Annotated in this window: 27 protein-coding genes, 1 tRNA gene and 1 pseudogene; 12 read left to right on the top strand and 17 right to left on the bottom strand. The window is 41.6% G+C overall.

What is annotated here, in order from left to right; translation table 11 throughout:
* Positions 1–149: 149 nt before the first annotated feature.
* Positions 150–1,331 (bottom strand): RtcB family protein, encoded by a 1,182-nt coding sequence (locus tag HWQ41_RS01495; RefSeq protein WP_292759293.1) that lies wholly within the window; start codon positions 1,329–1,331, stop codon positions 150–152.
* 109 nt (positions 1,332–1,440) lie between these two features.
* Between HWQ41_RS01495 and HWQ41_RS01490 the strand changes: the two genes are divergently transcribed.
* From HWQ41_RS01490 to HWQ41_RS01465, 6 genes and pseudogenes are all read left to right on the top strand, one after another.
* On the top strand, positions 1,441–1,647 hold the full coding sequence (locus HWQ41_RS01490) for a hypothetical protein (protein ID WP_292759290.1): 207 nt from the start codon (positions 1,441–1,443) through the stop codon (positions 1,645–1,647).
* 88 nt (positions 1,648–1,735) lie between these two features.
* Positions 1,736–1,921: pseudogene (locus HWQ41_RS01485) on the top strand (methyltransferase type 11); the annotation flags it as partial.
* A complete protein-coding gene (locus HWQ41_RS01480) occupies positions 1,918–2,646 on the top strand; it encodes an HAD family phosphatase (protein WP_292759287.1) in 729 nt (242 codons plus the stop codon). The pseudogene HWQ41_RS01485 and the gene HWQ41_RS01480, both read left to right, overlap by 4 nt.
* A 65-nt stretch (positions 2,647–2,711) precedes the next feature.
* A tRNA-Ala gene (locus HWQ41_RS01475) sits at positions 2,712–2,784 on the top strand.
* A 531-nt stretch (positions 2,785–3,315) separates the two neighbouring features.
* Positions 3,316–3,552 (top strand): type II toxin-antitoxin system Phd/YefM family antitoxin, encoded by a 237-nt coding sequence (locus HWQ41_RS01470; RefSeq protein ID WP_292759284.1) that lies wholly within the window; start codon positions 3,316–3,318, stop codon positions 3,550–3,552.
* A complete protein-coding gene (locus HWQ41_RS01465; RefSeq protein WP_292759281.1) occupies positions 3,549–3,938 on the top strand; it encodes a type II toxin-antitoxin system VapC family toxin in 390 nt (129 codons plus the stop codon). Before HWQ41_RS01470 ends, HWQ41_RS01465 begins: the two co-directional genes overlap by 4 nt.
* A 281-nt stretch (positions 3,939–4,219) precedes the next feature.
* Here the strand turns inward: HWQ41_RS01465 and HWQ41_RS01460 are convergent, their stop codons facing one another.
* The 7 genes from HWQ41_RS01460 to HWQ41_RS01430 all read right to left on the bottom strand — a co-directional run bounded on the left by HWQ41_RS01460 (position 4,220) and on the right by HWQ41_RS01430 (position 13,374).
* Positions 4,220–4,939, bottom strand: a complete 720-nt coding sequence (locus tag HWQ41_RS01460; RefSeq protein WP_292759278.1) for a SprT family zinc-dependent metalloprotease — start codon at positions 4,937–4,939, stop codon at positions 4,220–4,222.
* Positions 4,936–8,193, bottom strand: coding sequence for an HsdR family type I site-specific deoxyribonuclease (locus HWQ41_RS01455; protein WP_292759275.1), 3,258 nt, complete (start codon positions 8,191–8,193; stop codon positions 4,936–4,938). Before HWQ41_RS01455 ends, HWQ41_RS01460 begins: the two co-directional genes overlap by 4 nt.
* Positions 8,180–8,773 carry a Uma2 family endonuclease gene (locus tag HWQ41_RS01450; protein ID WP_292759272.1) on the bottom strand — a complete coding sequence of 198 codons (594 nt, stop codon included), beginning with the start codon at positions 8,771–8,773 and terminating at the stop codon, positions 8,180–8,182. Before HWQ41_RS01450 ends, HWQ41_RS01455 begins: the two co-directional genes overlap by 14 nt.
* A gap of 159 nt (positions 8,774–8,932) precedes the next feature.
* Entirely contained in the window at positions 8,933–10,234 is a 1,302-nt protein-coding gene (locus HWQ41_RS01445) for a restriction endonuclease subunit S (protein WP_292759269.1), read from the bottom strand.
* Positions 10,215–11,336, bottom strand: a complete 1,122-nt coding sequence (locus HWQ41_RS01440; protein WP_292759266.1) for a hypothetical protein — start codon at positions 11,334–11,336, stop codon at positions 10,215–10,217. The genes HWQ41_RS01445 and HWQ41_RS01440 overlap by 20 nt, the downstream gene beginning before the upstream one ends.
* Before the next feature lie 141 nt (positions 11,337–11,477).
* Complete coding sequence (locus HWQ41_RS01435; RefSeq protein WP_292759263.1) at positions 11,478–11,759, bottom strand: hypothetical protein; 282 nt, start codon at positions 11,757–11,759, stop codon at positions 11,478–11,480.
* 31 nt (positions 11,760–11,790) lie between these two features.
* Positions 11,791–13,374 carry a class I SAM-dependent DNA methyltransferase gene (locus HWQ41_RS01430; RefSeq protein ID WP_292759260.1) on the bottom strand — a complete coding sequence of 528 codons (1,584 nt, stop codon included), beginning with the start codon at positions 13,372–13,374 and terminating at the stop codon, positions 11,791–11,793.
* 377 nt (positions 13,375–13,751) lie between these two features.
* Here HWQ41_RS01430 and HWQ41_RS01425 point away from each other — a divergent pair, with 377 nt between their 5' ends.
* The 3 genes from HWQ41_RS01425 to HWQ41_RS01415 all read left to right on the top strand — a co-directional run bounded on the left by HWQ41_RS01425 (position 13,752) and on the right by HWQ41_RS01415 (position 16,455).
* Positions 13,752–14,288, top strand: a complete 537-nt coding sequence (locus HWQ41_RS01425) for a universal stress protein (RefSeq protein WP_292759319.1) — start codon at positions 13,752–13,754, stop codon at positions 14,286–14,288.
* Positions 14,289–14,515: 227 nt separating this feature from the next.
* On the top strand, positions 14,516–14,872 hold the full coding sequence (locus HWQ41_RS01420; RefSeq protein WP_292759257.1) for a DOPA 4,5-dioxygenase family protein: 357 nt from the start codon (positions 14,516–14,518) through the stop codon (positions 14,870–14,872).
* A 179-nt stretch (positions 14,873–15,051) separates the two neighbouring features.
* Positions 15,052–16,455 (top strand): hypothetical protein, encoded by a 1,404-nt coding sequence (locus HWQ41_RS01415; RefSeq protein ID WP_292759254.1) that lies wholly within the window; start codon positions 15,052–15,054, stop codon positions 16,453–16,455.
* A 241-nt stretch (positions 16,456–16,696) separates the two neighbouring features.
* Here HWQ41_RS01415 and HWQ41_RS01410 read toward each other — a convergent pair whose 3' ends face one another.
* From HWQ41_RS01410 to HWQ41_RS01385, 6 genes are all read right to left on the bottom strand, one after another.
* Positions 16,697–17,002 carry a hypothetical protein gene (locus tag HWQ41_RS01410; protein WP_292759252.1) on the bottom strand — a complete coding sequence of 102 codons (306 nt, stop codon included), beginning with the start codon at positions 17,000–17,002 and terminating at the stop codon, positions 16,697–16,699.
* 442 nt (positions 17,003–17,444) lie between these two features.
* On the bottom strand, positions 17,445–18,041 hold the full coding sequence (gene coaE, locus HWQ41_RS01405) for a dephospho-CoA kinase (protein WP_292759249.1): 597 nt from the start codon (positions 18,039–18,041) through the stop codon (positions 17,445–17,447).
* Between the two features lie 34 nt (positions 18,042–18,075).
* The gene (cobA, locus tag HWQ41_RS01400) at positions 18,076–19,704 is read right to left on the bottom strand and encodes a uroporphyrinogen-III C-methyltransferase (protein ID WP_292759247.1); all 1,629 of its coding nucleotides are present in this window, start codon (positions 19,702–19,704) and stop codon (positions 18,076–18,078) included.
* A 62-nt stretch (positions 19,705–19,766) separates the two neighbouring features.
* Positions 19,767–20,996 carry a tetratricopeptide repeat protein gene (locus HWQ41_RS01395; protein ID WP_292759245.1) on the bottom strand — a complete coding sequence of 410 codons (1,230 nt, stop codon included), beginning with the start codon at positions 20,994–20,996 and terminating at the stop codon, positions 19,767–19,769.
* A 291-nt stretch (positions 20,997–21,287) separates the two neighbouring features.
* Positions 21,288–21,767 carry a tetratricopeptide repeat protein gene (locus HWQ41_RS01390; RefSeq protein WP_292759242.1) on the bottom strand — a complete coding sequence of 160 codons (480 nt, stop codon included), beginning with the start codon at positions 21,765–21,767 and terminating at the stop codon, positions 21,288–21,290.
* A gap of 3 nt (positions 21,768–21,770) precedes the next feature.
* A complete protein-coding gene (locus HWQ41_RS01385) occupies positions 21,771–22,739 on the bottom strand; it encodes a homogentisate phytyltransferase (protein WP_292759240.1) in 969 nt (322 codons plus the stop codon).
* 246 nt (positions 22,740–22,985) lie between these two features.
* Between HWQ41_RS01385 and HWQ41_RS01380 the strand changes: the two genes are divergently transcribed.
* Complete coding sequence (locus tag HWQ41_RS01380; RefSeq protein ID WP_292759237.1) at positions 22,986–23,165, top strand: hypothetical protein; 180 nt, start codon at positions 22,986–22,988, stop codon at positions 23,163–23,165.
* A gap of 19 nt (positions 23,166–23,184) precedes the next feature.
* Complete coding sequence (locus HWQ41_RS01375; protein ID WP_292759235.1) at positions 23,185–23,805, top strand: hypothetical protein; 621 nt, start codon at positions 23,185–23,187, stop codon at positions 23,803–23,805.
* Between the two features lie 76 nt (positions 23,806–23,881).
* Here HWQ41_RS01375 and cobA (HWQ41_RS01370) read toward each other — a convergent pair whose 3' ends face one another.
* The gene (cobA, locus tag HWQ41_RS01370; protein WP_292759234.1) at positions 23,882–24,661 is read right to left on the bottom strand and encodes a uroporphyrinogen-III C-methyltransferase; all 780 of its coding nucleotides are present in this window, start codon (positions 24,659–24,661) and stop codon (positions 23,882–23,884) included.
* Complete coding sequence (locus tag HWQ41_RS01365) at positions 24,658–25,425, bottom strand: sirohydrochlorin chelatase (RefSeq protein ID WP_292759231.1); 768 nt, start codon at positions 25,423–25,425, stop codon at positions 24,658–24,660. The genes cobA (HWQ41_RS01370) and HWQ41_RS01365 overlap by 4 nt, the downstream gene beginning before the upstream one ends.
* Between HWQ41_RS01365 and HWQ41_RS01360 the strand changes: the two genes are divergently transcribed.
* The gene (locus HWQ41_RS01360) at positions 25,419–25,583 is read left to right on the top strand and encodes a hypothetical protein (RefSeq protein WP_292759229.1); all 165 of its coding nucleotides are present in this window, start codon (positions 25,419–25,421) and stop codon (positions 25,581–25,583) included. The genes HWQ41_RS01365 and HWQ41_RS01360 overlap by 7 nt on opposite strands.
* Before the next feature lie 79 nt (positions 25,584–25,662).
* Here HWQ41_RS01360 and HWQ41_RS01355 read toward each other — a convergent pair whose 3' ends face one another.
* Positions 25,663–26,301, bottom strand: a complete 639-nt coding sequence (locus HWQ41_RS01355) for a histidine phosphatase family protein (protein ID WP_292759226.1) — start codon at positions 26,299–26,301, stop codon at positions 25,663–25,665.
* Positions 26,302–26,673 lie beyond the last annotated feature (372 nt).

Here is a 26,673-nt window from a genome sequence, read left to right as displayed (position 1 = left end):
ATAATTCGTAATTCGTAATTCCTAATTAAGTTTTGTCATAAGAATTTAGACCCCGACCCAAAACTTGCTTATTTTTTGAACCGGGGGATTTAAACCCACGGTACTCGGTTAAAAAATAAAAAAGGCGGGCATTACCCACCCTAACTAATTTATCCTTTCACACAAAGAACTTGCTTGAGTGTTGCTACAATTTCAACCAAATCAGCTTGATTTTCCATAACTTGTTCTATCGGTTTATAAGCACCAGGAATTTCATCTAATACACCCTCATCTTTGCGGCATTCTACACCATTTGTTTGCTCTATCAAATCATCAAGCGTGTAGACATTTTTAGCCTTATTTCTAGACATCAAACGCCCTGCACCGTGGGAACAAGAACAAAAGCTCTGGGCATTACCTTTACCCTTAACGATGAAAGACTTTGCCCCCATCGAACCAGGAATAATCCCATAATCTTCAGTCTGGGCGCGAACTGCACCCTTACGAGTAACGTATACATCTTCGTCAAAATGCACTTCTTTTTCAGCGTAATTGTGATGACAATTAACTTGCAATAAAGGTTTAGTTGCCTTCCCACCTGCTAAATGCTTCTCAACTATGTGCTTAAAACGCGCCATCATCACATCGCGGTTGACACGCGCATAGTTTTGTGACCATTGCAAATCGTGCCAGTATGCTTGGAATTCTGGCGTACCAGCGACAAAGTGAGCCAAATCTGGGTCAGGCAATTTATTACCTGCCATTTTTGCTAATTCTCTGGCTGTGTGAATATGACACTGGGCTAGTTTATTGCCGATGTTGCGCGAACCAGAATGCAACATCAGCCAAACTTGATTCTCTGTATCAAGGCACACTTCAATAAAGTGATTTCCTCCACCGAGAGAACCCATCTGTTTCATTGCTTTACTTTGTAGGTCTTGCACGCCGCGATGCAAGTCTTTAAAATCATCCCAGTGTTGCCAGTTGGTGACAGATTTTTCAACGTCTTTGTTTTCGTTGAATCCAGTAGGAATTGCTGCTTCAATATCCAAGCGGATTTTCTTCAGTTTACCTTCTAGTTGTTCAGCGGTAAATGCTGTTTTGATAGCGCTCATCCCACAACCAATATCCACACCGACAGCAGCCGGTATAATTGCCTCTTTGGTCGCAATTACAGAACCCACTAAGGCACCTTTTCCTAAGTGAACATCTGGCATCAACGCTATGTGCTTAAACACAAATGGTAGCGATGCCATATTCTTTGCCATCTTAGTTTCTTCTGGGCCCAAAGAGTGATTTGCCCAAGATAATACTGGTGTTGGTGTGGTAATTTCTAACTTTTCGTAGGGCATAATTTATTCTATTTTGGATTTTAAATTTTAGATTTGGGATTGAGTATAGGGCACTGATAATTATCCCTATGCTTTATAAGCCATTACCTAGTTAGTTGTAGCAATTTAAATGTTGTATTGTCTTTCATTTGGCTCCCTCAATTTTCGTGAAGCTGAAGAACTACTTTTAGGAGTAACATTCTTATACTACAAAAGTAACATTTTAGATTACAAACGTCAAGGCGATCGCCACAGAGAGAAAGCAGATATAGCGGTTCTCGGCCCTTATGAGGTACAAGAACCCCAACCCCCTCCCCGCTCTTCGAGAGGGGGCTAAGATGTACCTCATGTGATTAGGAAACGCTATGTTTCCAAAATGTATTAAAAAAACTGGAATCGCAGATATATCGAGAGTATTCCTGGTATTGGGTGCAGCCGGATTTGAAGCTGTGCGATCGCTGGATGTATGGTAGATACATCAAGTAACTAGCAGCATTAAACCGATCGCAACCGAAAATGTCCGCCAGTACACTCCGACATCAATAGATACCACAATAGATAATAATGATTTGGAGGGACTTGGTTCTCCAGCATTTGGCATAATGGTATGAGTTTAAAGGCAGTTCTCTTTGATTTTAATGGTGTCATCATTAACGATGAGCCAATCCACCTGCAACTGATAGATGAGATTCTCATTGAAGAAAATCTCCAACCTCAAAGGGTTGACGAGCGTCAAGCTTCTTTAGGACGCAGCGATCGCGCTTGTTTTCAGCAATTACTCGCTAATCGTGGTAGAGTAGCTGACGAAAACTATTTAACTCAGTTGCTGTACCGCAAAGCCCAAGCTTATACGGTGGAACTAGAGAAAATAGAGAGACTGCCTTTATATCCGGGTGTAGAAGACTTAATATTTCAGGTGCGATCGCGGAATCTGAAACTAGGTTTAGTTAGTGGCGCAATTCGCAAAGAAATAGAATTGGTACTCAATCGCGCCAAACTAGCCGAACATTTTAAAATTATCGTCGCGGGTGACGACATCACCAGCAGTAAACCAGAACCCGATGGTTATCTATTGGCAGTGAAACGCCTGAATCAAGAATATCCCGAATTGAATCTTCAACCATACGAGTGTTTGGCAATTGAAGATACCCCAGCAGGTATAGCAGCGGCGAAGCGATCGCAAATGCAAGTTGTTGGGGTAGCGAATACATACCCATTCCACATGCTCCAGCGCTGCTGTAACTGGACTGTTGATTATCTCAGTGATTTGGAACTCGAACGGGTGCAGAAGGTTTATTCCCAAAAACAGCCTCAGCAATCGGTAACTGAATGTTAAAATAGTCTATGGTGGTAATGTCTTGAGTTAATTAGTGATATTACTCTTGACTTGGCACCGATTAAGGGGAATTAGCTCAGTTGGTAGAGTGCTGCGATCGCACCGCAGAGGCCATCGGTTCGAATCCGTTATTCTCCATTTGTGTACATTCGCAAATTAGATGTCGCTATTCGCAAATTAATGTCGCTTTTTGCCAATTAAGGTCGATTTCGTAAATTTGTGTTACTAATTTTAGTATATTAGGTTTTCGCAAATTAACGTCGTCTTCTTTCGTCATTAACTGTAAAATTTACCACAAGGAAATTATTTTTCCTTAACATTTGTTCGATCGCAGCACTCCTTTCAACCCTCCTAATAACTTAGTTGTACTCTTTAACCATTTTCAAATCTGGTTAGTACGAATACATATTTTCTATTGCTTATTTTTTTGATCTACCTCTAGCCGAGGTGGTTGTTGAAACCATGATTGAGTTTTTTGCTAGCGGAGAAGAAGATTACTTTCAACCCACCTGTACATTCGCAAATTAGATGTCGCTATTTGCAGATGTACACCATTTTAAAGAATTAATGTCCAAAATCAGCCTGTAAAACTCGGCTAAGATATGTTTTCTAATTTAATATATTACAGTCCAAGGCTCTTGAATTACAAGAATAGCTTTAAAGCCCTCTATGGAACACATTGCTACCACTGAATTACCCGAAACGCTCCAACAAATATTTGCAGAAATACAACGCACTAAAACACCTTTAACCGTCACACATGACGGGGAACCCTTAGTAATTATCTATCCTGCTACCCCTCAACCCCAGCGCCCAGTATTTGGAGCAATGAAGGGTAGCGGCGAAATATTGGGAGACGTGATTGCTCCAGTAATCCCTGCTACCACATGGGAAGCACTTCAGTGAAGCTCTTACTTGATACCCACATCTGGCTTTGGTATTTGCTTGGTAACGAACGCCTATCTCCTGGGCTTCAAACCACTATTGCAGCAGCAACAACCGAACTTTGGCTAAGTCCAATTAGTATCTGGGAAACGCTACTTTTAGCAGAAAAAGGACGACTATCTTTACAGCCTAATCCAGTTGCATGGGTCGATTTAGCTTTAAATACCCTAGAAATTCGTGAAGCTCCACTTAACCGCCACATCGCTATTTTAAGCCGTCAGATTGAGCTACCACACCAAGACCCAGGCGATCGCTTTATTGCAGCTACCGCAGTTTACCACCAGTTGACCTTAGCCACAGTAGATACTAATCTCACAGGTACTTCCTGGTTACAAACATTAAGCTAGACAGAAAATTCACGGATGACACAATTAACAATTCAAAATTCAAAATGACGCTCGCAGACTCGCTAACGCTACGCTAACAAAATTCAAAATTAAAGAAATTTCAGACGGGGATTTAAACCCCGACTGAAATGGGTGCTACATGAGATGTAGGGGTCTTAAACCCTTTAATTTACGATAAAAGATGACATAGTTTGATAAAACACCCAAACCGTTTGCCTGATCAACTGGGAAGAACCTCTAGAAAATGATTTTCCTTGACAGACTGCTAGCCTCATCGCAATTTATAAACTAAAAATTGCGCCGTTTTTTGCTAACCACTCTTTTCTATCCATACAGTCAGGTAAGATTCGCTCTACCCTGTCCCAAAAATCTCTATTGTGGTTGGGTTGAATTAAGTGAACCATTTCATGAACGACTATATATTCTATCATGGAACTAGGAAGCAAAGCAATACGCCAATGGAAATAAATATCACCTTTGGGATTACATGAACCCCAACGATTACCGAGTTCGCGCACTTGTATAGAAGTTGGTTCTTTGCCGATTCTGTTGGCGATGGATGTAGTAATTGATTCTAAATGCTGATGGATATGTCCGCGATACCACTGAATAAATAAATCTTGACCTTGCTGTTGATGCGATAGCGAAGCGCTGCTGCTTTCAGCAGATCGCAAAAGTTCAAAGCGTCCGTGGTAAAGTCTAAGGGGGTTGTCTGCGCTGTCTACTAATTTCAGGCGATAGCTGCGTCCTAAATAGTGAAAGCCTTCGCCAGGTAGATAAGTTTTTTGTGCAGTTGGCTGTTTTATCGCTGATTTTTTCAGCAGTTTGCTGTAAATCCAGAAGCGGCGTTGTTCGATAATTTCCCCTAGTTTTTCCAGAGGGACTTGAGGTGGTGTTGTTAAGATTAGTTTCCCGTCGCGTTCGATGGTAATTTCAACTGTGCGACGACGGGGACTTTCGCGTAGTTCAAAAGAGAGTTCTCCAACATTAATGGTTTTCATCGCCCTCGATTTGCATCGTGTCGTTCGGCTAATTGGGTAATTTGGTCTGCTAAGTCATCTAGTTTACTATCTGGGAAGAGATTTAAATCTTCTAATTCTAACCAGATTTGTTTGCGGAGGTTATCTCTAGCTACCAAGTCGTTCCAGAAGCCGATTAGATGACTTTGATTGTAGATAAAGTCTACGAGTTCGGTGGTAAAGTTTTGGAGTTGGGTGGAAATTTCGGGTGTTGGTGACTCCAGCGTATCGATGAGAACATTGAAGAAGGGGCGAATTCGGGCTGATGGTTGATTTTCGCTGACTTCGGTTTGTTCGGCTCGGACTTTTTGAGCTAGGTTTAAAAATTCTGTAGCGATCGCATTCCAATTGTCACCCAAACGTTGTAAAATTTCTTCTAGTTTGTCGCTGAGGTTGCGGTAATAAACTGGGTCATCGTCTAGATGGGTGCGGATGTGGTATCTGATGGCATGTTCCATTTCCGCCGCACGAGTTTGTACGGAATGTCTTTGTTGTACCCGTTGCTCAAAGTCCAAGTCTAAAATATTTACTGGTGAAACTTTCAGGTTAATCCCTTGAGATTGAATGTGTTCGTCTATCAGCGCTTGAACTTTTTCTTTCGCGTCTTCTGGGCGTTCATCCCGGAAAATATCATCGACTAATTTCTTTAATTCTCCCAATTTTTTCGCATCTTTGAGGTAGCGCAAAGCTTGGGGACGAGGTAAAAAGGCATCCATTCCTTGCAGAAATTCCCGCAGCAGTTGATAAAATTCTGCACGCGATCGCTCGTCATGATTTAGGATATTTACACAAGCTTCTTTGTCATCGTCAATATTTAAGTTGCGTTCTTGCCAAAAATTCATTACCCAGCGGTGGGTTTCGTCTAATTTGGGTAATTCTTCTTGGATATCAAACCAAGCGCCATCCACATCTTCTTGATCGTAGACACTCATAGCGGCGGCGATATCGATACCGTAATAGTCTACAATTAAACCGTAGTCTTTACCTTCGGCGGTGCGATTAGTACGAGCGATCGCTTGCAATAAATCATGTTCTACTAAGCTGCGGTCTACATATAGCACTTGTTCTAAAGGTGCGTCGAAGCCTACCAGCAATTTATTATTCACTATTAAAAAAGCTAAACCGTCTTCATCTAAGTTTTTCCAGAAGCGGTTTTTGTAAGTAGTTTGGTTGTTTTCATCCGTCCATTGTTTCCAGGCTTGAGGGTCTTGTTTGCTGTTGGCGGAGATAATCGCCGCAAATTCCAGGCGCTTGATGGTATCTAGGTAAGGATAAGCTTGTACCAAGGTGCGATATTCGGCTGGTGCGGATTCTAATTTCAGACTTTGTAAAATAACGGCTTTTGATTCTAATTCTTGAATCAGTTCGGTTTTAGCTGCGGTAAGATATTCTTGGTACAAAACGCAAGCTTGGCGATCGCTAGCTGCTACCTGAGCTTTAAATTTATCCGGCATAATTCGGGTGACATAGTGGCGTAAGATATGTCTAGCCTTGGACTTCATCAGTTCTTTGGCGTTGAGGACATTCTTTTTTCCGGCGTATTTGGATTTAATCGCAGCCCGTTCTTCTGGGGTGTAATCTTGAAATAGCACCTCAAAAAGTTGGTCTAGAGTAGTGGCTCCTTTGACTGCTCCCATTGTTTCCAACCCTTCGTAGAAAATGGGAACGGTAACTTTATCTTTTTGGGAATCCCGAATACTGTAGATATCAATATAAGGATTTTCGTCATTAGCAAAGATTTCGGCGGTTTTCTTTTTCTGCGCGGAGATTATCGGAGTTCCTGTAAAACCAATTTTGGCGCAGTTGGGTAAAGCTGCTGATAAATATGCGTGGAGAGTTTTATTATGAGAGCGGTGTGCTTCGTCGATTAATAGTAAAATGTCTTCTGAGGGATTGAGAGCATTGTTTAGTTCATCAATATCAGCGTATTCTTTCGGTTCATTAATTTTGTTAAATTTCTGAACCATCCCAAAAACAATACCCGGCCCTGTTTGTCGCAGTTTCTTTGCTAAATCTTTGATGTTTTGGGCGACTTGCAAAGTTTGACCGGAAAGGGTTGCTGTTTCTGATAGTTGGTCTTCTAAATCTGTGCGATCGGTAACGATGACCGCTTTAAACTGTTGAAGTTGGGGAATTGTCCGCAGTTTGCGGAGGATAAACACCATATCCAAGCTTTTACCTGAGCCTTGGTAGTGCCAGATAATACCGCCGCGCTGGTCTTGGCTACCGTGTTCTGTTTTGGTTTTACCGTGTAGCAAGCGGTCAACGGCTTTGGATACGCCTCGGAATTGTTGGTAACGCGGGACTATTTTGATGCGCCGGTTGTGTTTGGTTGTGAACAGGATATAGTGGCGCAAGATGTCCAGCAAATTCGCGGGGTGAAGCATCCCAGCGATGAGTTGCTGACGGCGATTAAGCCCCGATATATCAATTAAATCCTCGTTTGTAGTGGGCGCTTCAGCGCTCAAATCAACACTAAAATTCTGACTACAAACCTGGGCGATAAAGCTGGAATCAAACGGGCTGGTGTCTTTCCATTCCAGATAATGCTTGGGTTGACTCCCCACCGTACCCACGACAGCCCGCCCGGAGGTGCAGGAAATCATCAATTGATTGTAGTGAAATAAGCGCTCAATTCCTTCGGGTTGCTGGCTGTGGCGTTGGTTGGAGTAAGTTAGCAAGTCTTGAATCCCCGATTTTAGCATATCTGCACCTGGGGCTTTGCATTCGATGACGACGAGGGGAATACCGTTGACAAACAAAATGATATCGGGGCGGTAGTGACCTTTGGGGCCTTTTACTCCCGGTGGGTCGATGCGGAATTGGCTGATGGCGAGAAAGTCGTTACGTTCCGGGTGGTCGAAGTCTATCAGGTTGATGCTAGTTTGTTTACCTGTGAGTCCTTCGACTTTTACGCCTGTGAGGAGAAGTTTTGTCAGGGTTTCGTTTTTCTCCATCAGTTTACCGGGGCCGAGGTTTTGCAGTTGGCTGATGGCTTGGTTGATGCGGCGTTCGTCTAGCCAGGGTTGTCCGTTGGCGTCGGGGTTGATTTCTCGCAGTTGGCGCTGGAGTCGGGGAATTAGGAGAACTTCGTGGTAATTGTCCCGTTGTTCGGGGGTTGTTGCTAAATGGTTTGCTTCGATGTATTCCCAGCCTAAACCGCCGGGAAGTTGTCGCATTTTTTGGAGTTGTTCGATTGTGGGTAATTCTGTAGATGTGTATTCAAGTCCCGACATTTTGCGCCTCCTGTGGCGGAAGTTCTACGTCTTCGTACAGCAGTGCGATAGGAAATTTAAACTCAATACAAACTAACTCAATTTCGTCGCCGTTGGTATAAGAAGTTAGTTCCCATTTGCTGCGTTCGTTGATGCGGAATATTTCTACACCAATGCTTTCGGAATTAATTAGTACGTATTCTTGCAAACTCTCTAGGCGGCGATATTGGGCAAATTTAGCACCTCGGTCGTAGGCTTCAGTTCCGGGAGAAAGAACTTCAACAATCAGTTTAGGGAATCGAATGACTTGAATCGCTTGTCTATCTTGGGCGTTGCAGGTTACAAGTACATCAGGATAGAAGAAGGAACCTTTTTCTGTAATTCCCACTTTGGCGTCAGAACCCAAAACTCGGCAAGAACTTCCTCTTACATGGGGTCTTAGTGCGGCGATGAGGTTAATAGCTATAGCATTATGGGGAATTGTCCCCCCTGTCATGGCGTAAACTTCGCCATTTATATACTCGTGTTTAATCTCCTGTGTCGCTTCCCATTGGAGATATTCGTCAGGGGTCATCTGGTATTTATTGGGTGTTGCAATCATTGCTGTTTTTGCCGATTTTTTTGTATTTTATATTTGAATACGGTTTAGTTAAGTCTTAACTCTTTGGTTAAAGTCAATTTTTTTAACGAACCGCCAAGGACGCAAAGGAAGAGAAGAAAGAAATGCTTAACTGAACTGTATTGTTTTATCGTTTGTTGGTTAAATTTTGACGCGCACCCGTCCGGTTAATAGGTCTGACATTAAGCCTTTTTTTAAAAGTTTGAGTTTTTTTAAATACGTTTCCTTTTTAATAATTCGTTCTTTATATGTCTCAATTCGTTCAACAATATCAATTTGCTCTTTTTTGTTAGGTACTAAGACTAATAGAGCATTCAGCATAGTTTGGTTAATGGTATTCAGTCCTGAACTTGTTCCACACAAACATTTCCAATACGAACGAACCCATGCACTGTTTAGCCAAAATAATGCAAATTTGGGGTTTATTACCTTAGAACGAAGTCTAAAAAGGTGATTTTGAAAAGTAAGACCAACTGCTTCATCTGAGACAATGGCACATCTCCCAATTTCATTTGGATCTGCGTGACCCTCAACAATAAGTAAGTCATTTTCTTCAAGTTGACGGGCAACAAATTCATCATCATTAGCCTCAATCTCTGCAATATCATCCAAAATAATGTTTTCACGCTTGACATTCGCAACACGCAGATACTTCCGTTTCTTATTAAGTGGTCTTCGATGTTCTCCAAGAGTGAAACCTGAAATGATATCAAACTCAAAAGTAACTGATGAAACATCCCAATCTTTCGGAATTATCCCCAAGGCCGATCGCTTAAATAATTCAGGGTTACGTGTATAATCTCTCAGTTCGCCATGATCGTCAATACCGCGTGTGAGGAGGTCGTGCAGCAGTCCGGCTTTAGCTTTTTTAAGTTTTGTAATGTGAGTGTCGGTGAGTGCGATCGCTTTATCAATCGCGTCGAGAATTTCAGCAATCTTTTGCTGTTCAGGTATCTTTGGCTTAATAAATGTTAGTGAATAAAAGTCGCCATGATTGAGGTCAGGAATTGTTGTAGTTCCTGCTCTAAATTTTATTTCTTTTTGAACAGGTTCAAATTTAAGATAGTGTACCAAATAATTTATATCGACTTCTTTTCGATTGTAATCAACCAAAAAGAAGTTATTATGAAAGACTCCTTCAACTCCAGTAATTATTTTTCCTGTCGCTCCTGTTCTAGCAACAAGAACATCATTGTGCTTACAAATAACACGCGCACCTGGTGAATCAATGTATTCTAACAAATTCTGATTATTAAGATTGTTTAGGTATTCAATAGTGATGTAAACGAACCTGCCATTTTTGTAATTCTTATATCTCTTGGAAATTGCAATTTGCAACCCTTGCCTTACTTCGCAAACATCCTTAAACGTCACAATTTCCCAATCATCGGGGATGGTTCCTAGAGATGAAAGACCACCGTCTTTAGGCAAAGTCTGAAACATACCCCAACCCCCTCAACAACTCACTCAACTGTAAATTAACCTCCTCCTCTTCCTTCTCAATTTCCGCCAACGTCACCCGATACTTATCCCACCAATTCTCTACCGCAGCAATCACCATCTGACGGTGTTCACTCACATATCTCTCCAACTGCATCAACAAATCCGCCTTAAACAAATCCAACACCAACCCCTGCGCTTTCTCCTCACTTAAACCTGCACTCGCCGCTTCCAACTCCTTTACAAGCAACCCTTTCAACTCCCGCACCCGCTTACGTGCTTCCCTCAACCTTTCCAAAATCTCCTTATAAGGTTGCAATTGCACCTCAATCTCGGCAATTTCCTGCTCTTTTGGGATCACCATTGATTGCAGATAAGCCAATTCCTCTTCTAAATCAGTTGTATCATTCCCCTGCTTATTCTCATACTTAATTGATCCCTTCTTGCGGTCAGTTCCCAGCAATTCCTTCAGCCGTTTTTGACCATCCTTAATTGCATATTTCAAATCCTTCAGTTGTTCTTCTAATAGCTTGACAAAATTAACAGCTTCCCCATCTTCCGACGCTTCCCCTTCTTCCCCTTGTTCAAAAGCTTCCTTTTCCTGTTCCAACGTCGCCACATCCGCCTCAGCATCTTCCAACTGTTGCAAATACTGGGGAACCAGCGCCGGGACAATTTTGTGACTCAAAGCGTCAAACTTATTACCAGATTGCTTACTTTCCGTATCTTCCAAAGCATCCCGAATTGTATCCACCCAAGAATCAATCAAACCTTTAAAACCCAAATTCGCTAAACGTTTCAAATCCGCAGAAACCTCATAAGCATCTTCCCACCAGCTAGCAATAACTCCCATAGTCTTAAACCTATCTAACAAACCAATGGGACGCACCGCCGCCTCAAAAGTCTGTAAAAATTCTGCCCGCAGCTTCATCAACTGCTTATTTTTAGGCAAATCAATTAAACGCTGTTGATGTTCTTGCCACCAATTGAGAGTAACTTGCCGCAGTTTCTCCTCCTGTTGTACAATCCCGGCATCTGTTTCAATGCGCTGCTTAATTTGGGCGCGTTCCGTTAACGTTGGCTGAAAATCTAAATATTCTTTCATATTTATTAATTCGCAATTAATTTTGACCTCTCTCCAAACCTCTCTCCTAAAAGGCTACGGTGAATTACCCCCCTTAATCCCCCCTTGGAAAGGGGGGAGACTGGAAATCTATCTAGTTCCCTCCCCTTTACAAGGGGAGGGTTAGGGTGGGGTAAAACTGACGCGAAAAACCTCATCACCAAAGATTTGCAGTATTGCAATAACGGCGAACGCATTTGTTACTTTGGCGAACGCATTTGTTATTTCGGCGAACGCATTTGTTATTTCGGCGATCGCATTTGTTATTTCGGAGAACTCATTTGTTATTTCGGCGAACTCATTTGTTACTTTGGCAAACCCATTTGTATGTACACCGTAGGCTTGCGGGGAAGGGAGACAAAGCGTAGCTTTGGCGGGGTGGGGTGCAATGATTGTAGGAATCATAACTAATTATCTGGATAGCGTTTTTCCACGTTTACCCCTTCCGCCGTTGTAACAAAGTCATCGGGTCAAAACCATGACTAGCAAACAATTCCTGCTTTGCATCCACCTCAGATTTTGGTACACCGCCCAAAAGATGCGATCGCACATCTTGAGGTTCTGGCGGTGGGGTATTATCAGCATAGCGGCGAATATTACAGTTGTATTCGTAGTCAGCCAATTGTTGTTGAGTCACCACCGCCGCATAACCAGGAATCCCCGGATAATCGGCACGAGTTGTAAAATCTTCATAAGCTGAGACAATTTTTTCTATATGTTCAGGACGCAAAGAATTTTGAGCGCGTCCAGCCTGAAATTCCGCATCAGCGTTGATAAATAACACTTTACCTTGAGTCGCTGCTGGTTTGGCACCTTTGGGACGCATCACCAAAATACACGCCGGAATCCCAGTACCATAAAATAATTGTGGTGGTAAGCCAATCACCGCCTCTAAATTATCTTCTTGAATAAATAACTGGCGGATTTTCTTCTCTTCTCCACCGCGAAACAGTACCCCATGCGGCATAACTGTCGCCATAATCCCATCTTTTTTTAATACCGCTAGCATGTGCTGGGCGAACATTAAATCAGCTTTTCCACTCGTAGGGCAAAAAACGCGGAATCGGTCTTTAAACTCCATTGGGTTATCTTTATTACCCAGGCTGTAGTTTTGCGAAAATGGCGGATTACTCAATATTCGGTCATAATGCTTTAAGTTTCCCGCGTCTTTAATCGGCACCATCAAGGTATCGTCATTATGAAGCAAAGCATTGGGGATGCCATGCAGTAATAAATTCATCTTGCAGATAGCCCAAACTCCCCCATTATTGTCTTGACCGTAAAGCCTCAAATTGCGGGAGTTTCCACCGTGTTCTTCAATGTGCTGCTTAGACAAAATTAACATACCCCCCGAACCTACGCAGGGGTCATAAACCTCCATCCTTTCTTGGGGGTTGACAATTCGCACCATTAACTTTACCACCCCACGGGGAGTATAAAATTCACCGCCTTTTTTACCAGCAGAGTCAGCAAAGAAATAAATTAAATACTCATAGGCTGCACCCAACAAGTCGGGAAATTCTAAATCTTCATTCCGTAGCGATCGCTTGTCAAAATGTTCTATCATTTGGCGTAACTGCAAATCGCTTAACGTACCCTTGCCACCCACCTGCTTATTAAAATCAATATGTTCAAAAACATCCTGCAACACCGCCGGATTAGCATCAGCAAGATTGTGTAGGGCAATATTAAGTTTGTTGCCTATTTGTTGATGAAAGGTATTAACTATGGTACTCCAACGAGATTCTATCGGTACAAATAACGTATAGGCTTCTGCATCAGTTGCAATATAGCGGTTATCATTTTCCGCTCTTTCCTTAGCAGCTTCCTCACTCTCTCCTTTATCCATAAAATTCTTGACAATTTGCTGATAGCGGACATCAAACACATCAGCAGCCCGCTTTAAGAACAGCATTCCAAAGATAAATTCCTTATATTCAGAAGCGTCCATCTTCCCGCGCAAAATATCAGCCGCCGCAAACAAGTGACGTTCCAGCTTCGGAAGGGTGAGTTTTGCCATAACAGTAGAATCCCCGGCTTTTGATAATTAGAAACTTGTCTTTACTTCGTGGGTGTTAGCACTCATTGATCGCAAGTATAAACAAAGTCAGCATCAATGACTTTTTTAGATTATTTTGCTATAAACATAAATATATAGGACTAGTATTTGATTTTTGAAATACACGTAGGGTGCGTTAGCAGAGTGTAACGCACCCTACAAGACTACTGAGATTTTTTCAGAAATCAAATATGATTCCTATAGAGCGAAAACTTTTAAGAAATTTAAAATTCAAAAGTCGCAAAACATAGTTGAGGGTTTGGTCATGTTTGACAATCCACCATCTGGAAACCCGAAACCGTAAAGACCAATTACCAATGAAATCGGAGGTATGTATGATGTTTAAAAAGATTATAGTTGCATTAGATCACTCGGAAATAGGGCAACAGGTTTTTGAGGAAGCGTTGGGTTTAGCAAAGTTAACACAAGCTAGCTTAATGCTATTGCATGTCCTATCTCCCGAAGAAGAGGGTAGTCCTTACGGGCCTATGCTGTCTAATTTGGACTACTATCCGGGATTGAGCAGTCAAAGCTTTGAGTTATACCAAAATCAGTGGGATACCTTTAAAAATAAAGGTATCCAGATGTTGCAATCTTTCTCTGCCCAAGCTAATACAGCAGGTGTCAGTACGGAATTTACACAAAATATTGGTAATCCTGGTCGCATCATTTGTGACTTAGCCCGTAGTTATGGCGCTAACCTAATTGTTATGGGGCGTCGGGGTCGTTCTGGGCTAATGGAACTATTTCTCGGTAGTGTGAGTAACTACGTTCTTCACCATGCTCCTTGTTCAGTGCATGTTGTGCATCTTTCAGTTACTCCTATAACAGATGAAGTTATCAAAGAAACTACAAACACTTTAAGGGTTAACTAACTACTAACATTGCATAAATCTTAGTGAACCAAATTCTGAATTTGGTTTATTCTCGCCTACTTAGTTACTAGATGACCTCTGTAGAATCAATCTCCACAACCGATCCTTAACTGCACGGTATTGGGGTAAAATTGAGCGTAGGCGTAGCCCGTCGTAGACATCGCTTTTTCACTGAGAAAGAAAAAGTCCGCTACCCAAAATTAGAGTTGAGAGCGAAAAGTGGATCTATGAAAGAAGATACTATCGAGATCACTGGTTTTCACGCTCATGTTTACTTCGATACCGCGAGTCGGGATGTCGCTGCGCGTGTACGTGAAGGATTGGGCGCTAGGTTTGACGTACAACTCGGACGCTGGTTTGACAAGCCCATTGGCCCCCACCCACAAGGGATGTATCAAGTTGCTTTCTTACCAAATCAGTTTGATAAAGTCGTTCCTTGGTTAATGCTCAATCGTGAGGGATTGGATATTCTCGTCCACCCTGAGACAGGCGATGCTGTAGCAGACCACGCGGTTCATTCCTTATGGTTAGGAAAAAAGCTAGACTTGAATATTGAGTTTCTTCGACAGCTTAGTTCGACTTGAACCAATTAAAGCAAGTAGCTCACTTGATGAAGCTCTTGATTTAAACCCCCAAAATTTGTTAAACCCTTTAATTCCAGATAAGTATTTATTAATATGAGCTTTGCCAATAGAAACCAGGAATTAGTTTCACAGAATGGTTATGCTGTTAATCAGCATCCTCATAAAAATAAATTTGTCCCATGAAAAATACCTCTGCAAAGGAAATAATTGGAGGCATTTCCCAATTTGGCAAACTTAATTTCAGAGTCACGAAGAAACAGATTTTATTTAGTACCCTGATCCTATGCTTTGGTTTACTGGGACTAGGGGGTTTCTGGTTTAAATCCAGATATAACTTTGATAATCAGATGAGTGTAAAACTTCAAGAATTATCTAATGTCGATTATCCAGCAAATCCCGCGCCTTTAGGTAAAAATTTTCAAAGATATTCTCATAGGAAACTAACAATTATTAAGAGAGATAATACACATTTCGATTTTGTGCTTGAGCCAACAGATAAAAAAACGGCGCAAATAGTTATAAAAAATGTTGATTTAGAGCTATTAGTCCCGAAAGCACCCGAATGGGTTAAAAAAGATCCAGGTTTAGAAATAATCGCTTTTACAGACCGCGAATGGAACAGACAACAGGTTAGTTTTCCTGCTAATTCAAAAAATATACAAATTGTCGGAGGAGACGGTTTTGAAAAGCAAAACATCGTGGAGGTCGCTTTAGCTAATAATTGCTTAAATGCAGGATTTTGGGAAATTCTACTTTTCACTAAAGAGGATGGTAATAAATCCCTTTATTATCAAAGTTGGTTTACCTTCCCGATGGGGCATTACAAAAATATTTTTGAACATATTAATAATATTTCTTATTGGCAGCATTGGTGGAAATTAGAACACTGGCAAGATCCAAGTGGCACAATAGTAAAGACTAATCTTCTGAGAAATGTAATTGATGAAAAAGAAGTTACTACTAAGTTCCCCCTTGATGAAAGGATAATTGTATCGGGAGAACAAAGTAGAAAAGTTAGAACTACGCTAGCGACCAATATCACAAAATGGAGAGATTTTTATACTATTAACAATGAAATTAAATTTGCAAGTTTTCGCTCACCAGGATTTTACGATCAAAATAAGCCTTGGGGAAATCAATACTGGAGAATAGGCAAATTTGACAAAGCTATTTTAAGAAACATTAAACCGGTTGGCGTTGAAACCAATTTACAGGAAATTGAGTTAGTATTCACAGATATTAAGACTAGTGAACAAAATAGATTGTTCATTAGTGGGATTAATCTGAAAACCCTTCCTCAATTGCCTGTAGAAGAGTATCCTAAAGGCTTATATATGCCGATGGGAATTGGGATACCTCCTTTTTATCAAAGCTACGATGAATTAACAAAAAATCATCCAGATGTCAGCCCCTACTTCAGTTTTTTACTAGATTCACAGCAGCGTTGGATAGATCATCACCACTTAGCAGTTGATGGTTCAGTGATGCACCTTGATAAAGATAACCCAAATCTTTTGCATCTTTACTTGCTATCCTACGAAAGGAATACTTTAATAGCTCATTTTTTGATAAATTTAAAATAGATATATAACCATTTTCAATTCGGTGAGGTACAGATATGCAGACAGACCTAACCCCCTAACCCCCTTCCCGACGCGGGAAGGGGGAAAAATTCAAAGCCTCTCTCCTTTTAGGAGAGAGGTTTGGAGAGAGGTCAAAACTGTACCTCACCCAATCAAAAACCGCTATATCACTTTTTTATTCTCTAGTAATAGAAAGAGAATCTTCACCTATGGAATTGAAGCAACTGGTTGATTTTAATATTTAGTCAACCAGTACTTGCTTGAGTAAAGCTATCCACATATCAGATGGATCGGAGTAGTAATCAATTTCTTCAACTTGATATTGATAAGATTCATAACCTTCTTGTAAAATAATGCGATCGCCGGGTTTGATGCCTTTCCCTATTCCAGTCATGTAACCGATCATTCCTTCATTGAGGCGCTCAAATACGTAGTCGCTTCCGCAAACTTGTTGGCTGTAATCGTGTATTTTATTTTTCTGTTTTAATTCCTTTGCTGGAGAGCTAACCAGAGCTAATTTATTTAAAAAACTAAAACTTAAGTTCATACCTGTTCAGATTGAAGAGAAGGCACTTAAAAACAATTTCAAAATAGAAATAATAATTCAAAATTAAGTTTTTTTAAGATTTAATTCTGAGATATTAAGGTTTAATTTATCCTAAATCGTATCTGACGTGAAATAAACCATTGATGTCATTAATGATGCTATATATATGAGGTAAAAATTCACTGTTGCTAATACTGTTGATTACTTGATTACTTTCAATCTTGAGTATCTCATACAAGACTAGAGATGATAGCAGCTATTTTTTTACTCTTCACTTAAATTTACAGTAATACCAACAGTAGCTTCAACTGTACAATCACCGAATTATTAGACAAGATTGGGTCAAATATGAGTATTTTTTGGTTAACTAGACAATATTCATTTTTAAACATTTTATGTTTTGAGAACGTCGTCTATGTATATTTTTTAATATCAATAGCTTCTAGTCCCTACTTGTGATTTGTAGAGCTACATCTACATGCTTCAGTAATACTTCTAGGGTGGAAGAGTTATCTAAAACGACATTTGCATGAGCCACTTTTTCTTCGATAGATAATTGGCTGTTGATCCTAGCTCGTGCCTGTTCTCTATTTAAATGGTTTCGTTGTATCAATCTTTGTAACTGTTGCTCTTGGGAACAACGCACTACCCAGATTTCTGTAACCAAATCAGTCATCCCAGCTTCAAATAATAGAGGCACTACTAACACCAGTGTTTGTGAGGAGGACTGGGCAATTGCTTTGAGGAAGCGATCGCGCACATCAGGATGAATCAAATTCTCTATCCAGTTGCGTTCATCTTGACGATTAAAGATAATTTCGCCGAGCTTTTGGCGGTTGAGGCTGCTATCTGGTAGTAAAATTTGTTCGCCGTAACGTTGAGCGATCGCACCCAGAATAGGTGAACCTAAAGATACTGCCTCTCTAGCATAAATATCTGCATCCAAAATCGGTAGGTTATAAGCGCTAGCTAAATAATTGGTGACAGTGGTTTTGCCTGTGGCAATACCTCCAGTTAAGCCGATTATGCGTTTTGTCATTAGTCAGTTGTCATTTGTCATTGGGCTTTTGATATTAAGAATTTGTCGCCCATGTGATCAGTGCTTGGGTTAAACCATCTAAAGTATATTCTTGGGCTTCTACATCTACACGCCCGAATAAAGCATGACAAGTTTTGGAGGTTTGGGGGCCGATAGATGCAATACAAACTCCTTCTAAGAATTGGCTAGCATCATTGTTGGAATATATTTTGTCAGTAAGTTGACAGAAAAATTGCACAGTTTTAGAACTGGCAAAGGTAATCACATCTACCTTGCGGTTTTGGAGAGCTAACTCTGCCACAGGTGGAATACCAGTAGGACAACAAGATTGATATGCGGCAACTTCTATCACCTTTGCTCCCTTGGCAGCTAATTCCTTAACCAAAACTTCTCTTCCGCCGCTTTCAACTCTGGGAAATAAAACCTTTTTACCATCCAGTTGATCTGGGAAATTTTCCACTAAAGAATCGGCAATAAAGTTGGGGGGAATAAAATCTGCTTGGAGAGAGTATTGTTTGAGACTATGGGCTGTTTTCTCACCAACAACGGCAATTTTGACGCCTGCTAAGGCACGGGTATCTTTACCTTGGGCGATTAGCCTTTCAAAAAAGTAGTCTATGCCATTGGTAGAAGTGAGAATTAACCAGTCGAAATCAGATAAATGAGCGATCGCATTATCTAAAGCTTCCCAGTTTGAGGGCGGGCCGATTTCTAAAGTAGGCATTTCGATGACTGTTGCACCTGATGCGATGAGGCGATCGCTAAATTGGCTCGATTGTCCGACTGAACGTGTCACCAGGATTGTTTTCCCAGTCAGGGGAAGAGGAGATGAGGGGGATGAGGGGAAGTTACTTAACATAGGTTGGGGTGTCGTAGTACTCTCGTTCACAGGTTCCACCTGGGAATGCCTGATAATTTCGTCTAAATATATATTCTCAGGTTGTAAGTACTTGCGTAGCCCAACAACTTCGCCAATCACAATTACCGATGGAGAAAGGGATAATTCCCTAGTTTGTTCCAGAATATTGCCCAGTTGCGCTGTCCAAATTTGTTGATCAGGAGTTCCTGCCCAACGGATGATGGCAATGGGTGTTAAGTGCGATCGCCCGTGCCCCACCAATTGATGTACAATCTCTGGCAGATTTTGCCCTCCCATCAAAATTACCAGTGTGTCTAAGCGTGACAGTGCCTCCCAGTCTAAAACCTCTGGTTCATGAGCTGTAAGCACTGCAAAAGCGCGACTCAACACCGGATCTGTGAGGGGAATTCCTGCGAACAAAGGTGCTGCAAGGGCTGAGGAAATTCCTGGTACTAGTTCAAAATCACAACCAGATGCTTTCAACGCCTCAATTTCGGAAGTACAACGCCCAAAAATTAACGGATCGCCTGATTTGAGCCGTACAACTTGTTTTCCTTGATGGCAATGCTTTACTAGTAACTTGTTAATTTGTGCTTGGGTTGTACTGGGTTTACCACCGCGTTTCCCGACATCCAACTTCAAGCAATCAGGTGGTACACACTGCAATAATTGAGCATCTACCAAGGCATCGTAGACTAAAACCTGAGCAGCAGCTAAGAGATTGTAAGCTTTTACTGTTAGGTATGCCACATCTCCAGGCCCAGCGCCTACGAGGTAGACTTTGCCCCTTTTGTCATTTGTCATTTGTCATTTGTCAATAATCAATAGTTCTGCTTCCCCCACTCCCACTCCCCATGCCAATTTATTCAATTCGTTTGGGGATTAATTTTTTGGATTAACCGATCAACCTGCTCAACCATTTCCTTGTTTTCGTCAGCTTGAAATAACTCTCTGGCTTTTTTGAGATTAACGATCGCTTCTTGTGGCTGTTGTTGTCTTCCTAAAGTGATTCCCAAATTATAGTAAGTGAATGCATCGTTGGGTACGAGGCTAATGGCTTTTTTGTAATGTGCGATCGCTTCTTGTGGTTTACCTTGATCGTCCATCGCATTTGCCAAACCCGTGTAAGCTTGTGCATGTTTGGGATCAAGGCGAATCGCTTCGGTATAGTCGGCGATTGCTTCTGCTAGCTTGCCTTGAGCGTAAAAAGCGCTTGCTAAATTATAGTGAGCGTCTGCATAGTTGGGAGCGAAGCTAATGGCTTTTTTGTACTGGGCGATCGCTTCTTCTAGTTTGCCTTGAGCGTAAAAAGCATTTCCCAAAGCATTATAAGCTACTGGATTTTTCGGTTCGAGGCGAATGGCTGCTGTATATTCAGCGACTGCTTCTGCTGGCTTTCGTTGAGCGTACAAGGCGTTCCCTAAGTAATAGTGAGCGTCTGCATAGTTGGGATCGAAGCTAATGGATTTTTTGTATTGGTTAACAGCTTCTGCTAGCTTACCTTGATCGTACAGAGCATTTCCCAGACGCGCATAAGTTGGGGCATAACTGGGTTTGAGGCGAATCGCTGCTGTATATTCGGTGACTGCTTCTGTTAGCTTGCCTTGAGCGTATAGAGCATTTCCTAAGTTATAGTGAGCTTCAGCATAGTTGGGTTCAAGGCTGATGGCTTGCTTATATTGGGCGATCGCCGCTTCTAACTGATTCAGTCTTGCTAAAGTTAAACCTAAATTAAAGTATGCTTCAGAGTCTTTAGGATCGAGGCTAATGGCTTTTTTGTAAAGAGCGATCGCTTCTTGTGGTTTGCCTTGATCGTCGAGAGTATTTGCCAAAGCAATATAAGCTTGTGCAAAGTTCGGTTCCAGTGCAATTGCTTTCCTAAAAGCCGCCTCTGCTCCTTTTAAATCTCCTTGTTTATAGAGATTGGTTCCTTGCTCGAAGTTAGCAACTGCGTTTTTGTTCTGAGGAACTGCGGGCTGTGCGGAGTCATCAATTTTTGATAAAACAACGCCAACATCTTTACCAAAGGCAGTACTAGCATTACTCAAACACAAGCAGATAATAGCTGCTACCAGTAGATTCTTGTTTTTCAGCATTTTTATTACCTTATCTGCTTGGTTTACGTGTAATATCGAGTTCGGCTAATTGCCATCATAAAAACACCCCAGCCCCTAAGAGCAAGCTCTTAGGGGAGTAAAAGCGTAGCTTTGGCGGAGTTATAACAATTGTAAGGGCGTATAAAGGGAGTGGTCAAACTTGCAAAAATTGCGGACATAATTACGGCAGATACTAGTAAATTCCAAAATAAAAACCATTCTCACCATCATGATGGGAATGGTAAAAAAATTAGGAGACGGAACAAGAAAATTTAATCTCCGCAATTCTCATTAAACTGAAGATTCACTTGACTTAGCACTCATTTTATCTAACAGTTGAGTGATTTTTTTAGCTTTTTCAGGTTGGCGCTGTTTTTGTAATAAATCTTTAGCTTGTTGGAGGTTAGTTTTAGCTTCCTCTTCTCGCTCTTGCTGCATGAGAATATTTGCCAGACGCAAGTAAGCATCAGGATTTTTCGGACTGCGGCGAATCACTTCCCGGAATAATTCTGTTGCTTCCTCTACTTGGCCTTGCTGGTTTAAAACATCTCCCAAAAACAAACGCACCACATCATTAGTAGAGTTGAGGGAAATCACTTTGCGAAAGGCTGCTTCTGCCCCTTGATAATCTTTTGCTTGAGCCAGATTGATTCCTTTTTGAAATAAGTCTGAGGTAATCAAAGTTTTCCAAGCGAAATAGCCAAGGATTGACAGACTGAGAACAACTACAAGAGCAGCGATAATAGAACTAGTGGGAAAAGTTTCTAGCATTGTCTAAGCCAAAAAGCAGGCGAGAGGAAAAATTAGATATTCCATAAAAAAGAGTTTCCAGATAAATTGGTAGAATTGAGCGATCGCACTTTTATCTTGTAAGTCTACTGCGAAACTCCGCAACCACATCCAAACTAGCAGCGCTAAATGAGCAATTACCAGAAATATGGGGTTAACTGAGGCAATACGTAGCACACCAACTAGGATTATTCCCAGATAGCAGACAGTTATCACCCAAAGAGCCAGATTAAACACAGCTTGCGAACCGAGTTTGATCGTGAAAGTAGAGATATTATAGAGGCGATCGCCTTCCATATCTGGTATATCTTTAAAGATCGCGATCGCAAAGGTAAACACCAAGATAAATAACGTCAGCACCCACACCACGGGCGGAATTACTTGGCTTTGTTTCAGCGCCCAACTATAATGCAAATACAATCCTAAATTCACAATCGTGCCGCGCACCGAAAAAATACATAGCGCTGCCCAAAATGGAAACTGTTTCAAGCGAATTGGCGGTAAAGAATAAGCAGTACCAATGACCAAACTAATTGCTACCATACCCAATAAGAATGGCCCAGTTAGCCACGCCACAACTAGCGCCAAAATCCCAGTCAAAGCAACAATTAATTGCCCCGTCTGTCGGGAAAACTCACCTGATGCCAACGGTAAATGAGGCTTATTAATCTTGTCAATATCAACATCTTCTAATTGATTTAGCCCCACAATGTAGACATTTCCACACAAACAAGCAATCCATGCACCTAAGACAGGAAGTAGGGAGTAGGGAGTAGGGAATAGGAAATTAGTACGATTACTAATGGCAATCGCAATTAAATATAAACCTAAAACACTCAGACTTGTACCAATAATCGTGTGAGGGCGAGAGAATTTCCAGAAAGCGTATAACCAATGGAAATATGATTGAACGGGTTTGGGTGGTAAAGGGGTGTTTTGAGAACTCTGGCTCATGAGTAGTTTAGATTCAGTATTCCGGCTTATTGTTAACTATTGTCACAGAATTTGGACATTAACAAGAGCCAAAGGTCAAGAGGCACTCTACGGAGGAGAGGCAGGATTAGCCCTGTCAAGGTGACATGACATGATCTTCTTCCCATATTCTGCATAGAAATGCCCATCTAGGGGCTGCTGCCTATAAGTTGAAAAATATCTAATTTGCATAACCAAATTAAGCATAACTCTTGTGGGGTGGGCAACATGAGCGCCCTAATTATGCAAGTTAAATGTGGAACAGCTTACTCCAATTGGGCAGCAGTCCACCAACCAGAGGTTGATAGTTTTTGGGACTCAATCCCGGTAAAATCTCACAACAAACCAGGAAAATATTTCTTCCCGACTCCCGATAACGGTACAATCTTCACAAAAGCAAAGAAATAGTTAAATCCAGAGTGCCTGCATGACAGCTGATTTGACATCTATAGCGACATTTGACTTTGTTACCGTGCTATCCCATGCTGCGGCTGCGTATCGAGAACCCAGAGGCACACGCCCTAGTGCTGAAATATTAGTAAATGCCTTGCTACAAGCAGAAAAATCTGCCAAGCAGCAACAATTAACTTATCCGTTTGAGTCCCTTTTAGGTAAATGGCAACTTTCCTTTGTGACTGGCACTCAGAAAGTCAGAGAGCGCGGGGGAATTCTATTAGACAAGGGTTTCTATGTAGCCAAGTTTATAACAGTCCATGTTTCCTTTAATCCCACTTTGTCAGAGGATTCAGGCAGAGGCGAAATTGTTAATCAGGTTGAATATGGCCCAGTTTTGTTAAAGCTCACGGGGCCAGTACAATATTCAAGTCAGAAAAATTTATTGGCGTTTGACTTTAACCACATGCTTATCAGTCTGTTTGGTCGTGTTGTTTACAACAGACCAATCCGTTTTGGTAAAGTTAAAATAGAAGATTTCTACAATCAGCCCATAACTAAACTACCCTTCTTTGCCTTCTTTTCAGTGACGGAAGATTTGATTGCAGCTCGCGGTAGGGGAGGAGGATTGGCATTTTGGATTCGAGAAACTTAAAGAGACTGGAAAGCAAAACTCCACCATTTAAACGGCTTTCTCTACACTGATAATTTTTCTTTTTTTGTGCAAATCATCAAACTGGACGACAAGCAGACAAAATACTGTGCATATTTACTACTTGTCCAATGACTGCGATCGCAGGGGCACCAAATCCAGTTTGCTCTACCTGTTTGACAATTGTTTCTAAAGTACCAATCAATTCTTCTTGTTCTGGTCGCGTACCCCAGCGCACCAAAGCAATGGGCGTTTCTAAATTCAACCCAGCCAGACTTAATTGTTCCACAATATAAGGTAGATTGTGAATTCCCATATAAATTACAATGGTTTCGGAACCGTGGGCGATCGCACTCCAATTTACTATCGGTCTATACTTACCCGCAGCCTCATGACCAGTAACAAATGTCACTGAAGAACTATATAGCCGATGAGTCAAAGGGATACCTGCATAGGCGGCGGCTGCAATCCCCGATGTGATACCCGGCACAACTTCCGTTGATATTCCAGCTTTGACTAATTCTGCCATCTCTTCGCCACCGCGACCAAAAATAAACGGATCGCCACCCTTTAGCCGCACCACAATTGCATTATCCTGCGCTTTCTCAATCAGCAATTGAGTTGTTTCTGACTGGAACAGCGAATGTTTCCCCCTCCGCTTACCAGCATTAATTTGCTCTGCTTGGGGATTAATCATTGCCAGAATTGCCGGACTGACTAAGGCATCATAGATAACTACATCTGCACATTCTAATAAACCTTTCGCCTTCAAGGTTATTAGTCCTGGATCTCCTGGCCCCGCACCGACTAAATAAACCTTTCCCAAATACTTGCTCTCCTGTTTTTCTGTGCGGTTCATCTATCTGTTAAATCCCAAATTAGCTCGGCTAATTCTGCACTTGCTCCCAGTGGCTCTGCTAGTTGGAAATTCACCGCCGAAAATTGTAATTTTAGCTCCTCGATTGAGGCGGCGATCGCATCGGTTATTCCACCAGCGAATAAAAAGTATGGCAAAATTGCAATTTCCCGATAACCAGCAGCTACCAACTCTTTCACCCGTGATTCTAAACTAGGAGGCCCAGCCCAATAAGCAGCCACAGATCCCAAACTTGCCGCCATTGCTAACACAGTTTCTTGTGAACCTGGGCGACGGCTACCATGAGCTAATAGAATCCATGCTTCTGCTTTTATAGCAGCTATTTGCTTTGCCAGCAATTTCTCTAAATTGGGGTGAGAGCCTAAGTATGGTTGCAACTCAATCATCATGTCTTGACCAACAGCCTGTTGTGCTAGTGTTACTTCCGCTGGAATATCTGTCATGACATGCACTCCCGGTAGCAGAAATAGCGGTACAATTTTGAGGCGATTTTCGTTTTGAGACACTCCGCGTAGGCGTAGCCCAACCCAGGCATCGCCAAAAGCACTCTTGGCAAATTGTTGAATCTGCTCATGTAAAGGCTGAGGACTCATTTCCAAAGTAGCTATGCCAACCAGATGTTCGCTATTTGATGAATTGTAGTTTTTTGGTAATTTCTTACATACCAGCTTTGCTAGTTGCTGCATAGCAATTTCTGGGCGGCGATCGCGACTTCCGTGAGATACTAGCAGATAGGCAGATGACATCGGCAAAACTTGAAATAAAAATTGGGATAAACGTTGACTGCAAATATACTGAGCCAGAGAGTGAGGGGCAACAAGGGAAAAATATTAACAATTCAAAATTCAAAATTCAAAATTCAAAATTAAAGACATTTTCAGACGGGGATTTAAACCCCGACTGAAACTGACGTTACCTGTAGAGCTAGGGGTCTTAAACCCTTTGATTTACGATAACTCATAACTCCTAACTCCTAACTCCCCTCACGTTCCTGGTAAATTTCGCAAATGCTCATCCAAATGAGTACGGTCTGCCAAAACCTTTAACAGCGGCCCATGTGAGGTAAATTCTACAATACTGATCGAAGCAACAGGGCATCCCAAACGAAAACGGAAGCGTCCCACATCAATCCCCAGTAAACTACACAGAATAATTCTGATAGTTGCCTTGTGGGAAACTACTAACACATTACCACTGCTGTAAAGACGCTTGATTTCTTCAATTACCTGCATAGCGCGAGAAGCAATTGTAACTGCCATTTCTCCACCAGTTGGCGCATTCCAAGCGGGATCGGCTAACCAGCGAATATAATCATCGTGATATTCACGGCTAATTACTTCTGGCGTTTTTCCTTCCCACTTGCCATAGTTAATTTCCTTCAAACCATCTCTGAGTTGTGGTTCCATCCCTCTTGCTTCACATAAGGGTTTTGCTGTAAATATAGTTCGCTGCATTGGACTGGAAAATATTGCTGTCCAAAGAATAGAACTATATGCGTCTGTAAAAGCCTTTGCCATCCCCAAGCCTTCTGGGGTAAGTTCTGAGTCTATGGAACCGCAAAAGGAATTATTACGACTGTATTCTGTCTGTCCGTGACGGAGGAAATAAATAGTTAGGTTCACGGTATATCTCGTAGATTTTATTAAAAGCATTAACAATCAGATGTAGTTAAAGATAGTTAATGCTCGTGCTATACTACTACAATTTCATGATATTTTAAATAATCTTTAGATTGAGCAAAGTTGCCGCAGCTACACCCGTCGTAGACATCGCCATTCAAAGAGTAGGTATTGGTGCAGCGCCAGATATTAAAGATATTAAATCAATTTAAAAGGCGATCGCCATATAATCTTTCAGGCAATATCATCTTTCACCAAAGGCAAAAAATAAAGGTGAGCATAGCCCACCTTACTTTCATCCTCTAAACTCAAAATTCGGAAGTTATATCATGTCCGCTTGATTACTTATTAAACCCGAAGAACCCCACCCCGCCA

Source organism: Nostoc sp. NOS(2021) (genome assembly GCF_017115025.1).
Classification (GTDB): Bacteria; Cyanobacteriota; Cyanobacteriia; order Cyanobacteriales; family Nostocaceae; genus Nostoc.
The sequence above is the reverse complement of the archived record's forward strand: the minus strand, read 5'-3'. Positions and strand labels throughout refer to the sequence as shown.

What these genes read in the sequence shown, in the direction of transcription:
- HWQ41_RS01495 (WP_292759293.1), bottom strand. Translation starts at nt 1,331, where the DNA reads ATGCCCTACGAAAAGTTAGAAATTACCACACCAACACCAGTATTATCT.
- HWQ41_RS01490 (WP_292759290.1), top strand. Translation starts at nt 1,441, where the DNA reads ATGTTGTATTGTCTTTCATTTGGCTCCCTCAATTTTCGTGAAGCTGAA.
- HWQ41_RS01480 (WP_292759287.1), top strand. Translation starts at nt 1,918, where the DNA reads ATGAGTTTAAAGGCAGTTCTCTTTGATTTTAATGGTGTCATCATTAAC.
- HWQ41_RS01470 (WP_292759284.1), top strand. Translation starts at nt 3,316, where the DNA reads ATGGAACACATTGCTACCACTGAATTACCCGAAACGCTCCAACAAATA.
- HWQ41_RS01460 (WP_292759278.1), bottom strand. Translation starts at nt 4,939, where the DNA reads ATGAAAACCATTAATGTTGGAGAACTCTCTTTTGAACTACGCGAAAGT.
- HWQ41_RS01455 (WP_292759275.1), bottom strand. Translation starts at nt 8,193, where the DNA reads ATGTCGGGACTTGAATACACATCTACAGAATTACCCACAATCGAACAA.
- HWQ41_RS01450 (WP_292759272.1), bottom strand. Translation starts at nt 8,773, where the DNA reads ATGATTGCAACACCCAATAAATACCAGATGACCCCTGACGAATATCTC.
- HWQ41_RS01445 (WP_292759269.1), bottom strand. Translation starts at nt 10,234, where the DNA reads ATGTTTCAGACTTTGCCTAAAGACGGTGGTCTTTCATCTCTAGGAACC.
- HWQ41_RS01440 (WP_292759266.1), bottom strand. Translation starts at nt 11,336, where the DNA reads ATGAAAGAATATTTAGATTTTCAGCCAACGTTAACGGAACGCGCCCAA.
- HWQ41_RS01435 (WP_292759263.1), bottom strand. Translation starts at nt 11,759, where the DNA reads ATGATTCCTACAATCATTGCACCCCACCCCGCCAAAGCTACGCTTTGT.
- HWQ41_RS01430 (WP_292759260.1), bottom strand. Translation starts at nt 13,374, where the DNA reads ATGGCAAAACTCACCCTTCCGAAGCTGGAACGTCACTTGTTTGCGGCG.
- HWQ41_RS01425 (WP_292759319.1), top strand. Translation starts at nt 13,752, where the DNA reads ATGTTTAAAAAGATTATAGTTGCATTAGATCACTCGGAAATAGGGCAA.
- HWQ41_RS01420 (WP_292759257.1), top strand. Translation starts at nt 14,516, where the DNA reads ATGAAAGAAGATACTATCGAGATCACTGGTTTTCACGCTCATGTTTAC.
- HWQ41_RS01415 (WP_292759254.1), top strand. Translation starts at nt 15,052, where the DNA reads ATGAAAAATACCTCTGCAAAGGAAATAATTGGAGGCATTTCCCAATTT.
- HWQ41_RS01410 (WP_292759252.1), bottom strand. Translation starts at nt 17,002, where the DNA reads ATGAACTTAAGTTTTAGTTTTTTAAATAAATTAGCTCTGGTTAGCTCT.
- coaE (WP_292759249.1), bottom strand. Translation starts at nt 18,041, where the DNA reads ATGACAAAACGCATAATCGGCTTAACTGGAGGTATTGCCACAGGCAAA.
- cobA (WP_292759247.1), bottom strand. Translation starts at nt 19,704, where the DNA reads ATGACAAATGACAAAAGGGGCAAAGTCTACCTCGTAGGCGCTGGGCCT.
- HWQ41_RS01395 (WP_292759245.1), bottom strand. Translation starts at nt 20,996, where the DNA reads ATGCTGAAAAACAAGAATCTACTGGTAGCAGCTATTATCTGCTTGTGT.
- HWQ41_RS01390 (WP_292759242.1), bottom strand. Translation starts at nt 21,767, where the DNA reads ATGCTAGAAACTTTTCCCACTAGTTCTATTATCGCTGCTCTTGTAGTT.
- HWQ41_RS01385 (WP_292759240.1), bottom strand. Translation starts at nt 22,739, where the DNA reads ATGAGCCAGAGTTCTCAAAACACCCCTTTACCACCCAAACCCGTTCAA.
- HWQ41_RS01380 (WP_292759237.1), top strand. Translation starts at nt 22,986, where the DNA reads ATGAGCGCCCTAATTATGCAAGTTAAATGTGGAACAGCTTACTCCAAT.
- HWQ41_RS01375 (WP_292759235.1), top strand. Translation starts at nt 23,185, where the DNA reads ATGACAGCTGATTTGACATCTATAGCGACATTTGACTTTGTTACCGTG.
- cobA (WP_292759234.1), bottom strand. Translation starts at nt 24,661, where the DNA reads ATGAACCGCACAGAAAAACAGGAGAGCAAGTATTTGGGAAAGGTTTAT.
- HWQ41_RS01360 (WP_292759229.1), top strand. Translation starts at nt 25,419, where the DNA reads ATGACATCGGCAAAACTTGAAATAAAAATTGGGATAAACGTTGACTGC.
- HWQ41_RS01365 (WP_292759231.1), bottom strand. Translation starts at nt 25,425, where the DNA reads ATGTCATCTGCCTATCTGCTAGTATCTCACGGAAGTCGCGATCGCCGC.